Source organism: Pseudomonas sp. 9AZ (assembly GCF_902506525.1).
In the GTDB taxonomy this organism is placed as follows: Bacteria; Pseudomonadota; Gammaproteobacteria; order Pseudomonadales; family Pseudomonadaceae; genus Aquipseudomonas; species Aquipseudomonas peli.
In genome coordinates this window covers 1,443,846-1,458,575 of the sequence record NZ_LR733840.1, presented here as the reverse complement: position 1 = coordinate 1,458,575, position 14,730 = coordinate 1,443,846, and the positions used below count along the sequence as shown (strand labels likewise).

The 14,730-nt window shown below is 60.9% G+C and carries 8 protein-coding genes; 5 read left to right on the top strand and 3 right to left on the bottom strand.

The features are described 5' to 3' along the window. Nucleotides 1–30: 30 nt before the first annotated feature. The 3 genes from ALTER154_RS06810 to ALTER154_RS06800 are packed head-to-tail and all read left to right on the top strand — an operon-like array spanning nucleotide 31 to nucleotide 8,954. A complete protein-coding gene (locus ALTER154_RS06810; protein ID WP_160090044.1) occupies nucleotides 31–7,440 on the top strand; it encodes an Hpt domain-containing protein in 7,410 nt (2,469 codons plus the stop codon). Next, nucleotides 7,433–8,452 carry a chemotaxis protein CheB gene (locus ALTER154_RS06805; RefSeq protein WP_090250076.1) on the top strand — a complete coding sequence of 340 codons (1,020 nt, stop codon included), beginning with the start codon at nucleotides 7,433–7,435 and terminating at the stop codon, nucleotides 8,450–8,452. The genes ALTER154_RS06810 and ALTER154_RS06805 overlap by 8 nt, the downstream gene beginning before the upstream one ends. Nucleotides 8,453–8,483: 31 nt before the next feature. Next, complete coding sequence (locus ALTER154_RS06800) at nucleotides 8,484–8,954, top strand: chemotaxis protein CheW (RefSeq protein ID WP_160085786.1); 471 nt, start codon at nucleotides 8,484–8,486, stop codon at nucleotides 8,952–8,954. A 57-nt stretch (nucleotides 8,955–9,011) separates the two neighbouring features. Here ALTER154_RS06800 and ALTER154_RS06795 read toward each other — a convergent pair whose 3' ends face one another. Together ALTER154_RS06795 and ALTER154_RS06790 are read right to left on the bottom strand one after the other, a co-directional pair. Then, nucleotides 9,012–9,731, bottom strand: a complete 720-nt coding sequence (locus tag ALTER154_RS06795; protein WP_160085785.1) for a 16S rRNA (uracil(1498)-N(3))-methyltransferase — start codon at nucleotides 9,729–9,731, stop codon at nucleotides 9,012–9,014. Between the two features lie 84 nt (nucleotides 9,732–9,815). Continuing rightward, nucleotides 9,816–11,222 (bottom strand): adenosylmethionine--8-amino-7-oxononanoate transaminase, encoded by a 1,407-nt coding sequence (locus ALTER154_RS06790; RefSeq protein ID WP_160085784.1) that lies wholly within the window; start codon nucleotides 11,220–11,222, stop codon nucleotides 9,816–9,818. A gap of 304 nt (nucleotides 11,223–11,526) precedes the next feature. Between ALTER154_RS06790 and ALTER154_RS06785 the strand changes: the two genes are divergently transcribed. Both ALTER154_RS06785 and ALTER154_RS06780 read left to right on the top strand, forming a co-directional pair. After that, a complete protein-coding gene (locus ALTER154_RS06785; RefSeq protein WP_160085783.1) occupies nucleotides 11,527–12,072 on the top strand; it encodes a cytochrome b in 546 nt (181 codons plus the stop codon). Nucleotides 12,073–12,132: 60 nt separating this feature from the next. After that, nucleotides 12,133–12,711, top strand: a complete 579-nt coding sequence (locus ALTER154_RS06780) for a YceI family protein (RefSeq protein WP_090250063.1) — start codon at nucleotides 12,133–12,135, stop codon at nucleotides 12,709–12,711. An 88-nt stretch (nucleotides 12,712–12,799) separates the two neighbouring features. Here ALTER154_RS06780 and ALTER154_RS06775 read toward each other — a convergent pair whose 3' ends face one another. Beyond that, nucleotides 12,800–14,674 carry a DEAD/DEAH box helicase gene (locus ALTER154_RS06775; RefSeq protein ID WP_160085782.1) on the bottom strand — a complete coding sequence of 625 codons (1,875 nt, stop codon included), beginning with the start codon at nucleotides 14,672–14,674 and terminating at the stop codon, nucleotides 12,800–12,802. Nucleotides 14,675–14,730 lie beyond the last annotated feature (56 nt).

The following is a 14,730-nucleotide window of genomic DNA, read 5'->3' as shown; positions in this document are numbered from 1 at the left end:
AGAAGAGCCAAGTTTATGAGTGGAGTGGCTATGGGTGATCGGCACGATTATGTCGCCCTGGAATGGGTTAAGGGCGAGATCGCGGAAACCCTGAAGCAGGCGCGTCAGGCGCTGGAGGCGTTCGTCGAGAACCCCCAGGACGCCACGCGCATGCGTTTCTGCCAGACCTATGTGCATCAGGTGCTCGGCACCTTGCAGATGGTCGAGTTTTTCGGCGCGGCGCTACTGGCTGAGGAAATGGAACAGCTGGCCGGCGCTTTGATCGATGGCCGGGTGACCAACCAGGGTGAAGCCTTGGAAGTGCTGATGCAGTCGATTCTGCAGCTGCCGGTGTACCTTGATCGTATCCAGACTGCCCGCCGCGACCTGCCGATGGTCGTGTTGCCACTGCTCAACGATCTGCGCGCTGCGCGAGGGGAAAAACTACTCTCGGAAACCAGCCTGTTTGCCCCGGATATGTCCGGCCGCACACCAGCGCTGCCCCATGAAACCATCGACCAGCTGCGTACCGCCGAACTGCCGGTGTTGCTGCGCAAGCTGCGGCAAATGCTGCAAATGGCTCTGGTTGGGGTAATCCGCAACCAGGACCTGCCGACCAATCTGGGCTACATGGCACGGGTGTTCGCGCGCCTGGAAAACCTCTGCAAGGACTCGCCGCTCGGCCCGTTATGGCAGATTGCATCGGGCGTTGTTGAAGGTCTGGCCAACGGCAGCTTGGCCAACGGCACCTCGATTCGCACCTTGTTGCGTCAGGTTGATAAGGAACTCAAACGTCTGCTCGAGCAGGGCGCCGATGGTCTTAACCAGGCCGCTCCCGACGAACTGAGCAAGAACCTGCTGTTCTATGTGGCCAAGTCGTCGGCGCAGTCGCCGCGCGTGCGCACCCTCAAAGAGCAATACCGCCTCGACGATGCGCTGCCGGACAACGATGTTGTCGACGAAGAGCGTGCCCGCCTAGCCGGTCCGGATCGCGATGCGATGCGTTCGGTGGTGGCTGCATTGTGTGAAGAGCTGGTGCGGGTCAAGGATAGTCTCGATCTATTTGTGCGCAGCGACCGCACTCAGGTCACCGACCTGGATGCCCTTGCAGCACCACTCAAGCAAATTGCCGACACCCTAGCGGTATTGGGCTTTGGGCAGCCGCGCAAAGTCATTGCCGATCAGCTTGATGTTGTCAGTGGCCTTGCCAAGGGGCAAGGCGAGCCGAGCGATGCCGTTTTGATGGACGTGGCTGGGGCGCTGCTGTATGTCGAAGCCACCTTGGCCGGTATGGTCGGTCCATCGCAGGATAGCGGTCGCGAAGAAAGCCATCTGCCAACCACCGACGTGGCGCAAATTCACCAACTGGTGATCAAGGAAGCGCGCAACGGCCTGGAGCAGGCCAAAGACGCGATCATTGAATTTATTGCCTCGCAGTGGAACCACGAACACCTGGCCCGCGTGCCTGAGTTGCTGACTCAGGTGCGTGGTGGCCTGGCGATGATTCCGCTGCAGCGTGCTGCCGACCTGCTGAATGCCTGCAACCGCTATATTCAGGAACAGCTGTTGGCGCGCAAGGCCGTACCCAACTGGCAGAACCTCGACACCCTGGCGGACGCCATTACCAGCGTTGAGTACTACCTTGAGCGTTTGGCAGAAGACCATGCGACCCAAGGCGATCTGATTCTCGACGTGGCTGAGGAAAGCCTGGAAAGCCTGGGTTATCCGCTGAAAGAAAAACCGTCGATTCTCGATCGAGTTGAGCCGCCGATAGAGTCCTTCGCACCATTGGCTGATCCGTTGGACGATATGGAGGTGCTCAGCGCCGAGCCTGAGGCGCCTGTAGAAGTTGAGCTCAACTTAGAGCCGGTTGCAGAAGAACCGTTGAGCTTGGAGCTGACCGACGATTTCAGTGCGGAGTTTGCTGGCCTGGATTCGACGGCGATTGACGCGTCATCCAGCGAAGCCAAATGGGCGTCTGAAGCGCCGAGTGCCGAGCTTGAACTGATTGATTTCAGTATCGACCTACCCGATGCCGACCCCCTGCCGCTGGCTGAGTCTCAGCCGGAGCAACCCTTCGCCGGTGAAGAGCTGCAACTCGGCAGTTTTGAGCTGGACGAAAGCGACAGCCCGGCCAACTGGAATGAAGCTGAACTGGCTGCACTCGAGTTGCCCGAAGTTGAGCTGCCCAGCGCTCTGGTGAGTGAAGAACCAGAACCCGTTGTGGCTGAAAAAGCGCTGTCGATGGCCGATGTGATGGCTGCTCCAGTGCAGGCGATTAATCCGCCGGCTCATGATGTGCCGCCCAGCCTGCTGCCGCCACCGGCTGATGAAGAGCCGATTGATGAAGAATTGCTGGAAGTCTTTATCGAAGAAGTCGGAGAAGTGCTGGAGACCATTGGCGAATTCTTCCCGCAGTGGTGTGCTGACACAGAAAACAAGGATGCCCTGACCGAGATCCGTCGCGCGTTCCACACCCTCAAAGGCAGTGGCCGTATGGTTCGCGCCCTGGTTATTGGTGAGTTGGGTTGGGCGATTGAGAACCTGCTCAACCGTGTGCTTGATCGCAGCATTCAGCCGGGTACCGACGTGCAGCAGGTCATCGCCGATGTGGTCGCGCTGATGCCGTCCTTGGTCGATGAATTTGCCAATAAAGCGCAACGTCAGCGTGACGATGTCGACCACCTGGCTGCAACGGCACATGCCCTGGCCAAAGGCCGAAGCCTCCCAAAACCTCAAGCCCCGGTTGAGCTGGTAGCGGAGCCCGAGGGCGGCCCAGTAGCTACCAGCGAAATTATTGAGGATGAAGACGGGCTCGATCCGCAGTTGCTGGAGATTTTCCGTAACGAAGCGGAAATGCACCTCGATACACTGGTCGGCTTCTTGGCTGACTGTGCTCAGGAACTGCCGCAGCCGGTCACTGATGACTTGCAGCGTGCTCTGCACACCCTCAAGGGCAGCGCCTCGATGGCCGGTATTCAACCAGTGGCCGAGATTGCTTCGCCGCTCGAAAAACTGGTTAAAGAATTCAAAACCAACTTGATCCCGATGGACCTGGCCGAAGCGGAGCTGCTGAGCAGCGCGGAGAAACTCTTCCGCCTGGGTCTTGAACAGCTGGAAAGTCAGCCACTGGCCGTTTTGCCGGGTGCGGTTGAGTTCCTTGAGCGCGTACAAAAGCTGCACAGTGACCGTCTCGAGCACGCCGAAAATAGCCGGCAGACCGATCAAGGCGTGAAACGCGACCCGCAGATGATCAGCATCTTCCTTGCCGAAGGCATGGACATCCTGCTGGATGCTGAAGACTTGCTGCGCAAATGGCGCGAGCACCCGTCCGAGCGTCAGGAGTTGACCTCTCTGCTGGACGAACTGACCACCCTGGGACGCGGCGCCGAGATGGCCGATTTGCCGCAGATTGATGAGCTCTGCGAAGCCTTGCTCGACCTCTATGGTGCGGTCGAGGAGGGTCGTCTGGCGGTTAGCGAGCGCTTCTTTAGCGAAGCCGAACAAGCCCACGAAGCGCTGATTGGCATGATGGATCAGGTGGCCGCCGGCCTGCAGGTCAGCGGTGCTCCCGAGCGCGTAATGGCCCTGCGCAACCTGCTGTTGGAGGCGCTGGACCCTAATACCCTGGCACTGCTGTCCAACAATGGTGACGCCGGTATCGAGATCGTCGAGCTTGCCGACGCCACGGCTACGCTGGAAGCACTCAGTCAGGACGCGCCGGACGAATTGGCCGAGCCGCTTGAGCTTGATCTGCCGGACGTTGAAGAACTGGCGGCACCTGTTACCGAGGACGCCAGTAAGCCGTTGGCCGACGCACCAGTCGCTTCGCTGTACGAGTCGCTCGACGAGGAAATGGTGTCGATCTTCCTTGAAGAAGCAGTCGATATCCTCGAGAGCGCCGGTCAAGCGCTGGAGCGCTGGTTGGCCGATACGGACAACAAGGCGGCACTGTCCTCGCTGCAACGAGACCTGCACACCCTCAAGGGTGGTGCACGCATGGCCGAGATTCGCCCGATTGGCGATCTCGCCCATGAACTCGAATCCTTGTACGAAGGTCTGGTTGATCGCCGCTACAGCTTCTCGCAACCACTGGCGAATCTGCTGCAGCAGAGCCATGACTCCCTGGCGCAACTGCTGGAGCAGCTGCAGTCGCGCGTCGCCATGTCGTCGCCGCTGGAGCTGATCGAAGCCATTCGCAGCTTCCGCCAGAGTGGCGGGCAAAGCTTGCCAGTGCCTTCTATTACCTCAGAGCCTGTTGCCGAAGCCGAAGCCGAAGCCGAAGCCGAAGCCGAAGCCGAAGCCGAAGCCGAAGCCGAAGCCGAAGCCGAAGCCGAAGCCCTGCCGATGATCGAGTCGTTTGATCTGGCAGAGCCTGAGCCTGCTGAGCTGCCAGAGATTGAAGAAGAGATCGACTTCGGTATCCTCGCCGATGCCCCGCAGGAGCCTGCGGATAGCGAGCCGCAGGTAGCCGAGCCGACGGAGATCGACGCGTTCGAATTGCCCGCCGTAGAGCTCGATGAGCTGCCATGGGTCGACTCTGTTGTTGAAGGCGAAGTCGAGTCTGCCGAGCTTCTCGACACTGCTCCCGAGCTAGAGCCAGCACCGGTTGCTATTGCTGCGCCTGCTGTATTGGATGATGAGCGTGATCCTGAATTGGTGGAAATCTTCCTCGAAGAAGGTTTCGACATCATCGACAGTGCCGGTGCGGCGTTGCAACGCTGGATGGGCGACGTCAACAACAGCCTGGAGCTGGAGTCGCTGCAGCGTGATTTGCACACCCTCAAGGGTGGTGCACGCATGGCCGAAATCCGTGAAATCGGTGATCTGGCCCACGAGCTGGAATTCCTCTACGAAGGCCTTGGCCAAGGGCGTTTGCGCGCCAGCCAGGACCTGTTCACGCTGCTTCAGGCCTGTCACGACAGCCTGGCTGAGATGCTTGAAGCCGTTCGCGGCAAGCGCGGCGTACCAAGTGGCGAGGCGCTGATCGAAACCATCAAGCGTTTCCGCAGCAATCCGGATGAACAGCTCAGCATGCCGTCCGCGGTGGCCCTTAAGGCCGCTGAGGCCGAAGAGGATGACGATGCCGAATCGGACATCCTCGACATCTTCCTTGAGGAAGGTGACGACCTGTTGGAAGCCATGGAAGTTGCCATCGGCCGTTGGGAAGCTGACCGTGAAGACGGCGCCGCCATCGACGATATGCTGCGCATCCTGCACACCCTCAAAGGTGGCGCACGCCTGGCTGGGCAGAAGCGTCTGGGCGACCTCACCCACAGCCTCGAGCAACACCTGACCGAAGCGCAAGCCCAGGGTGCGCCGTGGCCGCAGAGTCTGTTTGTTGATGTGCAGTCGGGTTTTGAAGGCTTGCAGCAGGAACTCGACGCGCTGCGTCAGCGCCTGAATGATAGCCTGGTGGCTGATTCCGCGAGCCTGCAAGCGCCTGAGCCCGTGGTCGAGCAAGCGGCGCGAATGCCGGAATTGAGCACTCCCATTGTTGCGGCCAGTGCCATGCCAGCGCAGGAACTGGTGGCTAAGGTGCTACCGTTCGTGCGCCGCGCTGAAGAGGCCGCTCAGGAAGCCGCTTCGCGTCGTGCCCCACAGGAACTGGTCAAAGTGCCGGCCGAACTGCTTGAAGGTCTGGTTAACCTGGCCGGTGAAACCTCGATTTTCCGTGGCCGTGTTGAGCAGCAGGTCAGCGACTTTGGTTTCACCCTGAGTGAGATGGAAGCCACCATCGACCGCGTACGTGACCAGTTGCGCCGCCTCGACACCGAAACTCAGGCGCAGATCCTCAGCCGTATTGAGGCTGAAGCCGAGCGTATGGGCTATGAAGATTTCGACCCACTGGAAATGGACCGACACTCACAGCTGCAGCAGCTGTCGCGCGCACTGTTTGAGTCCGCTTCCGACTTGCTCGACCTGAAAGAAACCCTTGCCGCGCGTAACCGCGATGCGGAGACCCTGCTGCTGCAACAAGCGCGGGTCAACTCCGAGCTGCAGGAAGGCTTGATGCGTACGCGCATGGTGCCGTTCGACCGTCTGGTGCCGCGCCTACGCCGTATCGTGCGGCAGATTTCCGGTGAGCTGGGCAAGCAGGTCGAGTTTATCGTCGGCAATGCCGATGGTGAGATGGACCGTACCGTGCTCGAGCGTATCGTCGCACCGCTGGAACACATGCTGCGTAACGCGGTTGACCATGGCATTGAAACGGCTGACGTCCGTCGCGCAGCCGGTAAGCCGGAGCAGGGCACTATCCGCTTGGCGCTGGGCCGTGAGGGTGGCGATATCGTCCTGACCCTGGCCGATGACGGCGGCGGCATTCGTCTGGAAGCGGTCAGGCGCAAAGCCATCGAGCGCGGCTTGATGGACGCTGACGCCGACCTGACCGACTACGAAGTACTGCAGTTTATCCTTGAGGCTGGTTTCTCTACCGCCGAGAAGGTCACGCAGATTTCCGGGCGTGGTGTGGGCATGGACGTGGTCCACTCCGAGGTCAAGCAGCTCGGTGGCTCGATGAGCATCGAGTCGATCCCAGGCACGGGTACCACGTTCACCATTCGGTTGCCGTTCACCGTGTCGGTCAACCGTGCGTTGATGGTGTTGTCGGGTGAAGACCTCTACGCCATTCCGCTGAACACCATCGAAGGTATTGTGCGGGTCTCCCCGTATGAGCTGGAAGCCTACTACGCGCCCGATGCACCGCGCTTCGAGTACGCCGGGCAGAGCTATGAGCTGCGCTATCTGGGCGACCTGCTGAACAACGGTCAGCAGCCCAAACTGGTGGGGCAGAGCCTGCCGCTGCCGGTGATTCTGGTGCGCTCCAAGGAGCACGCCGTGGCCGTGCAGGTCGACTCCCTGGCTGGTTCGCGCGAGATCGTGGTGAAGAGCCTCGGTCCGCAGTTTGCTGGCGTACACGGGATTTCCGGTGCGACCATCCTTGGTGACGGTCGCGTGGTGGTCATTCTTGACCTGCTCGCAACCATTCGCGTGCTGCATGCGCATTTGCTCACTCAGCTGCAGCCACGCCAGCTCAGGCAGTCGGCTACGGCAGCGGAGATCGAAGCGGATCGGCCGACGCTTGTCATGGTGGTCGACGATTCAGTCACGGTGCGTAAAGTTACCAGCCGTCTGCTTGAGCGTAACGGCATGAACGTACTGACCGCCAAGGACGGTGTCGATGCCATTTCGCAGCTGCAGGAGCGCAAGCCCGACATCATGCTGCTCGACATCGAAATGCCCCGCATGGACGGCTTCGAAGTGGCCACCCTGGTGCGCCACGATGATGGCTTGAAAGACTTGCCGATCATTATGATCACCTCGCGTACCGGTGAAAAACACCGTGAGCGGGCCATGAGCATCGGCGTCAACGAGTACCTTGGTAAGCCTTACCAGGAGTCCTTGTTGCTTGAAACCATTCAGCAACTGGTGGGTCGCCACCCGGTAAACCGCAATGACTGAGAAAACTGCAGCCCGCATTGCGGTGATTGCCGATACCTCGCTGCAGCGCCACGTGCTGCAGCAAGCGTTGACCGGCAGCGGCTACCAGGTGGTGATGAACAGCGACCCGGCGCGTCTTGATCAGGAAACCCTGAACGCCTGCGAAACTGACCTGTGGCTGGTTGACCTGGCGCAGTCGGAAGATTTGCCGCTGGTCGACAGCCTGATGGAAAGCGCCTCGGCTCCGGTGCTGTTTGGCGAAGGCCACGCCCCCGAGCGTCATTCGGAAAACTACCCGCGCTGGGAACGCCGCTTGTTCGGCAAATTGAAGAAGCTGGTGGGCGATCCGTCTCAGGCCGTCGGCCCAAGCCTAGAAGCCCTGCTGGCTGAAGCGCAACGTCCATCACGCCTGGATCTGCCGGCTGCACTGGCCGATACCCCGCTGGTGGCCGGCGAGCCGGCGCGTCAAGTGTGGTTGCTGGCTGCCTCTTTGGGTGGTCCTGCGGCGGTAAAAGCCTTTCTCGATGCCTTGCCCGGCGGGTTGCCGGTGGGCTTTGTATACGCTCAGCATATTGATGCCAGTTTCGAGAGCACGCTGCCGCAAGCCGTGGGGCGCCACAGCCAGTGGCATGTGAACCCGGCTCGACATGGCGACGCGGTGCGTTGCGGTGAAGTGGTGGTGGTACCGATCAGCCACGAACTGGGCTTCAGTGATGATGCCCTGATGCAGATATCTGAGCGTGGCTGGCCGGAACCCTATAGCCCGTCCATCGACCAGATGATGCTTAACCTGGCCCAGCATTTCGGCGCCATGAGTGGCGTCATTGCGTTCAGCGGCATGGGCAGTGACGGCAGTGCCGCGGCGGCTTATGTGCGCCGTCAGGGTGGCTTGATCTGGACCCAGCGTGCAGACAGCTGTGCCTGTCCAAGCATGCCGGACAGCCTGCGTGAAGCCGGCTACAGCAGCCACAGCGGTGATCCGCGTGAGCTGGCCGAAGCTCTGGTCAATCACCTGGCCGAGCAGTGCCGTTAATCTGGGGCTGTGCCCTGTACAGGAAATTTTCATGAGCCAAGCCGTCGCCACGCAGAACAGCGCCAACAGCCTGACCGGCCTGTTGATGCCGCTGACTGACCGTACTCTGCTGCTGCCCAACGTGGCAGTGGCCGAGTTGATCCCTTATCGCGCGCCACAGACCAGTGAAGGCATGCCCAGCTGGTTCCTCGGGCAGATTGCCTGGCGTGATCTACGCCTACCGCTGTTGTCGTTCGAAGCGGCATCGGATGGCCAGGTCAGCGTCAGCCCCGGCTCGCGCGTAGCGGTGATCAATGCTTTGGGTGGACGGCCGAACGTCAAGTTTATTGCTGTGCTGGTGCAGGGTATTCCGCGCTCGATCAAGGTCGGTGCCGATCTGGTGCGCGCCGATACCGCCCTGTCGCCGCTGGAGCTGGATGCGGTGCAGTTTGGCGAGGCCGTGCTGAAGATTCCGGACCTGATTGGGCTGGAGCAGAAGCTGGCGGATGCCGGGTTGATCTGATTGACGCTAAACAAAAAAGCCCGCGCTAGCGGGCTTTTTTATGGCCTTAAGTAGCGCTTAGAAATCGCCCCACAACTGCTGCGCGACGCTTAACGCCACCACCGGCGCAGTCTCCGTGCGTAGCACGCGCGGGCCGAGGCGGGCGGCGTGGAAGCCCTGGGCCTTGGCCAAGGCAACTTCGCTGTCGTTCAGACCGCCTTCCGGGCCAATCAGAAAGGCCAGCGACTGAGGCTGCGGATGGCTGGCCCAAGGCTCAGCGACCGGGTGCAGCACCAACTTGAGTTCGGCGGTTACCTGCCCCAGCCAGTCATTCAGGCTGATCGGCGGATGAATGATCGGCAACACCGAGCGACCGCATTGCTCGCAGGCGCTGATCGCCACTTGGCGCCAGTGCGCCATGCGCTTGTCGGCGCGTTCATCCTTGAGGCGCACTTCGCAGCGCTCGCTGACGATCAGGCTGATTTCATTGGTCCCAAGCTCGGTGGCTTTCTGAATCGCCCAATCCATGCGCTCGCCGCGCGACAGACCCTGGCCCAGATGAATATGCAGAGGGGATTCGGCCTGGCCAGCCAAGGCTTCGCGCAAGTCGACGCGTACGCTTTTCTTGCCCACTTCGATCAGCTCGCCTCGGTATTCCTGACCGCTGCCATCGAACAATTGCACGGCATCGCCCACGGTATGGCGCAGCACGCGGCCGATATAGTGGGCCTGGGTTTCGGGCAGCTCGTGCTGACCGAGGTAGAGGGGGGCATCGATAAAGAAACGAGAAAGGCGCATGGATTGATCGCTGCAGCGGCACAGTTGAGGCGGCAAGCTTAACGCCTCAGGCGTGCCGCATACAGCCGGCTGAGGGTGAATGCCTTAGCCCGGATCGCGAAAGCCGGGGTAGTTGGCATTGCCTTGAGCCACGCTGACCGAGGTGCGGGTGGCGATGTCGATGCCTTCAGTGGCCACTTCGGCGAGAAAGTCGATCTGGTCCGGGGTGATCACGTAAGGCGGCAGGAAATACACCACGCTGCCCAGTGGCCTGAGCAGCGCGCCGCGCTCCAATGCGTGCTGGAACACCTTGAGGCCGCGACGCTCCTGCCAGGGGTAGGCGGTTTTGTTGGCTTTGTCCTGCACCATTTCGATGGCCAGGGCCATGCCGGTCTGGCGCACTTCGGCGACTTGCGGGTGATCGGCCAGGTGTGCAGTGGCGCTGGCCATCCGCGCGGCCAGGGCCTTGTTGGCCTCGATCACATTGTCCTGCTCGAAGATATCCAGGGTCGCCAGGGCCGCCGCGCAGGCCAGCGGGTTGCCGGTGTAGCTGTGTGAGTGGAGGAAGGCGCGCAGGGTCGAGTAGTCGTCGTAGAAGGCCTGATACACCGCGTCGGTGGTCAGGCAGGCGGCCAGCGGTAGATAGCCACCGGTGAGTGCTTTGGACAGGCAGAGGAAATCTGGGCGGATGCCGGCCTGTTCGCAGGCGAACATCGTCCCGGTGCGGCCGAAGCCAACGGCAATCTCGTCATGAATCAGGTGCACGCCATAGCGGTCGCAAGCTTCGCGCAGCAGCTTGAGGTAAATCGGGTGGTACATGCGCATGCCGCCGGCGCCCTGTATCAGGGGCTCGACGATTACCGCAGCGACGGTGCCGTGGTTCTCGGCCAGGGTTTGTTCCATGGCCAGGAACATATTGCGCGAATGTTCTTCCCAACTCATACCGTCGGGGCGGTGATAGCAATCCGGACTGGGCACCTTGATGGTGTCGAGCAGCAGCGCTTTGTAGGTATCGGTAAACAGCGCCACATCGCCTACCGACATCGCCGCGATGGTTTCGCCGTGGTAACTGTTGGAGAGGGTGACGAAGCGCTTCTTCGCCGGTTTGCCGACGTTGAGCCAGTAGTGAAAGCTCATCTTCAACGCAACTTCGATGCACGAGGAACCGTTGTCGGCGTAGAACACCCGGTCCAGGCCTGCCGGAGTCATTTTGACCAGGCGCTCGGACAGTTCGATCACTGGTTGATGGCTGAAGCCGGCGAGGATCACGTGCTCCAGCTGATCGACCTGATCCTTGATGCGCTGATTGATCCGCGGGTTGGCGTGGCCAAATACGTTGACCCACCAGGAGCTGACCGCGTCGAGGTAGCGCTTGCCATCGAAGTCCTCGAGCCATACGCCTTCGCCGCGTTTGATCGGCACCAACGGCAGCTGCTCGTGGTCCTTCATTTGCGTGCAGGGGTGCCAGAGCACTTTCAGGTCACGCTGCATCCACTGGTCATTCAGGCTCATCGCTTTACTTCTTCCTCGGCTCACACTCATCTGTACCCAGCCTATCAGAAGCATTGCAGTGGATGGACGGTACAACCCTAAACGATGACTCGGGTCGCCCGCTGGTCCGCTCTATTCTGCCTTCTGTAGCCCGTGCGCTGAACTTTGCAGTGTGCCGCTAGACTAACCGTGCTGAGTTAAAGCATTAGGGCTACGCATCGTATTTCCCGATATTTCAAAGCGAAAAATTCCGCTTTTAGTCGATAGGTTTGTTGCTAGTCTTGCTCCACTCGCGGTTCTAGTCCTTCTCTCCGGAAAGTGTGTAATGCAATGGCGCAATAGTTCTTCTCACTACGGGCTGGTCAGCATCTTTATGCACTGGCTGGTCGCCGTGGTGGTCTTCGGTCTGTTTGGCCTGGGTTACTGGATGGTCGGGCTGGATTACTACAGCAGCTGGCGTCAGACGGCTCCGGACCTGCACAAGAGCATCGGCCTGTTGCTGTTTGCCGTGATGCTGGCGCGGGTGCTGTGGCGCTGGTTCAGTCCGCCCCCGGCGAGTCTGCCTAACCATGGGCGGATGACGCGTATGGCCAGCAAGCTGGGCCACAGCTTTCTTTATCTGGGGCTGTTTGTGCTGATGATTTCCGGCTACCTGATTTCCACGGCAGACGGTCGCGGCATTCCGGTATTCGGTCTGTTTGAAGTGCCAGCCAGTTTGACCAGCATTCCTGATCAGGAAGATGTCGCCGGGCTGGTGCATGAGTATCTGGCGTGGACGCTGGTGATTTTTGCAGGCGTTCATGCGCTTGCAGCGTTGAAACACCACTTTATTGATCGTGACCGTACGCTCACGCGGATGTTCGGTCGCTAGTTGCGTTTGCTGTTTCCGGGGCTGGACTGGCCCCATCTCACACTCACAAGGAGCATGCCCATGTTGAAGAAAACCCTCGTAGCCCTGGCACTGGGTGGCGCATTGATCGGCGCTGGTCAGGCGATGGCGGCCGATTACGCCATCGACAAGCAAGGCCAACACGCCTTCGTCAATTTCAAGATCAGCCACTTGGGTTACAGCTGGCTGTACGGCACGTTCAAAGACTTCGACGGCAGCTTCAGCTTTGACGCTGCCAAGCCGCAGGACAGCAAGGTCAATGTCACCCTGAACACCACCAGCGTCGACACCAACCACGCTGAGCGCGACAAGCACATCCGCAGCGGTGACTTCCTCAACGTCAGCAAGCACCCAACCGCGACCTTCGCGTCAACCTCGGTCAAATCAACCGGTGAAGGCACTGCCGACATTACTGGCGACCTTACCCTCAACGGCGTGACCAAGCCGGTGGTGATTGCCGCCAAGTTCATCGGCGAAGGCAAGGACCCATGGGGTGGCTACCGTGCTGGTTTCGAAGGCAGCACCAAACTGAAGCTGAAAGACTTCGATATCCAGAAAGACCTCGGCCCGGCGTCTCAGGACGTTGAACTGATCATCTCGGTGGAAGGCGTGCGCAAGTAAGCCTGTCAGGCGGTGCATAACCCGCCTGGTTAGACCTGCCAACAAAAACGCCGCCCATTGGGCGGCGTTTTTGTGTACGGCTAGCGGACTATGACTCTTCGCGGTTGCGTGTCAGCAGGGCCGGCTTTTCGCCACGCGGACGTGCGCTCGCCAATTCGTCGAGCTGCTCCGGCGTCGGGAAACGGTCCAGGCGCGAGCCTTTGTGCACAATCACCGGTTGCTTGTCGCGCGGGCTTTTCACCGCTGCTTCCTGGCGTGGCAACTCATCGCGGTTCAGCGATGTGGTGCGGGTGTCGCGCGGCGGACGCGCACGGCCGGAGCCATTACGGCCCTGACCGCCCTGGCCACCAGAGCCTGAGCCCTGACGACGGCCTTGACCGCCAGCATTGGCGCCACCGCCATTGCTACGCGGCGGTTTGGCCGGGCGAGCGCCCAGACCAACGCCATTACTGGCGCTTGGGCCGCTTGGCGCTGCAGGCGCACCGGGTCGGCGGCCACGGTTCTGCTGCTTGTTCTGGTTCGGGCTTACATAGTCGGCACGGTTGCCGAAATTATCGATTTCATCGTCGCGGAACTCGTCCGGCGCGCGGTCCGGAGGGAGTGCGGGTACGGCTGGCGCGGCGGCGCGGCTTGATGATGCGCCACGCGGCTGTTGGCTGCGGCCGCCCTGTGGCTTGCTACGGTTGTTGTCGCGACCGCTGTCCTTACCCTTGTCCTTGCGGCCACCGCCATGGCGTTCGCCTTCCGGCTTGGCGCCGCGTGGTTGACGTGGCTTCTGCGGCTCACGCACTTCCGGCCGCTCAGCCTCAACGGTACTGGCATCAAAACCCAGCAGATCGCCGTCGCCGATCTTCTGCTTGGTCATGCGCTCAATGCCCTTGAGCAGCTTCTCTTCATCCGGTGCTACGAGGGAGATCGCCTCACCGCTGCGCCCGGCACGGCCGGTACGGCCGATGCGGTGCACGTAATCTTCTTCGATATTCGGCAGCTCGAAGTTGACCACGTGCGGCAGTTGATCGATATCCAGGCCGCGGGCGGCGATATCAGTGGCTACCAGAATGCGTACCTTGCCGGCCTTGAAGTCAGCCAGGGCTTTGGTGCGGGCGTTCTGGCTCTTGTTGCCGTGGATCGCCACAGCCGGCAGGCCGTGTTTATCCAGGTACTCGGCCAGGCGGTTGGCGCCATGCTTGGTACGGGTAAACACCAGTACCTGTTCCCAGGCGCCAGCGGTGATCAGGTGAGCGAGCAGGGCGCGCTTGTGGCTGGCCTGGACGCGGAATACACGCTGTTCGATGCGCTCGACCGTGGTGTTCGGCGGCGTGACCTCGATGCGCTCCGGGTTGTGCAGCAACTTGCCGGCCAGATCCGTGATGTCTTTCGAGAAGGTCGCCGAGAACAGCAGGTTCTGGCGCTTGGCTGGCAGCTTGGCGAGGACCTTCTTCACGTCATGGATAAAGCCCATATCGAGCATGCGGTCGGCTTCGTCGAGGACGAGGATTTCCACGTGCGAGAGGTCGATGGCGCGCTGGTTGGCCAGGTCGAGCAGGCGACCGGGGCAGGCCACCAGGACGTCGACGCCCTTGGCCAGGGCCTGGACCTGCGGGTTCATACCAACGCCGCCAAAGATGCAGGCGCTGACGAATTTCAAATCGCGGGCATACAGCTTGAAGCTGTCATGCACCTGGGCGGCCAGTTCGCGGGTCGGTGTCAGTACCAGGACGCGCGGCTGCTTTGGGCCGTGACGCTGTTCGCGATCCGGGTGACCGTTGGGGAACAGTCGCTCAAGGATCGGCAGGGCAAAACCGCCTGTCTTACCTGTACCCGTCTGGGCTGCAACCATCAGGTCGCGGCCTTGCAACGCGGCGGGGATGGCCCGCTGTTGCACCGGAGTGGGTTGGGTGTAGCCGGCGGATTCGACCGCACGGACTAAAGCCTCGGAGAGACCGAGGGAGGCAAAGGACATGTGTAATCCTGTCTAGTGAGGGCGCAGCCCTATGGGGTGTATTGCCTGGCTTGAAT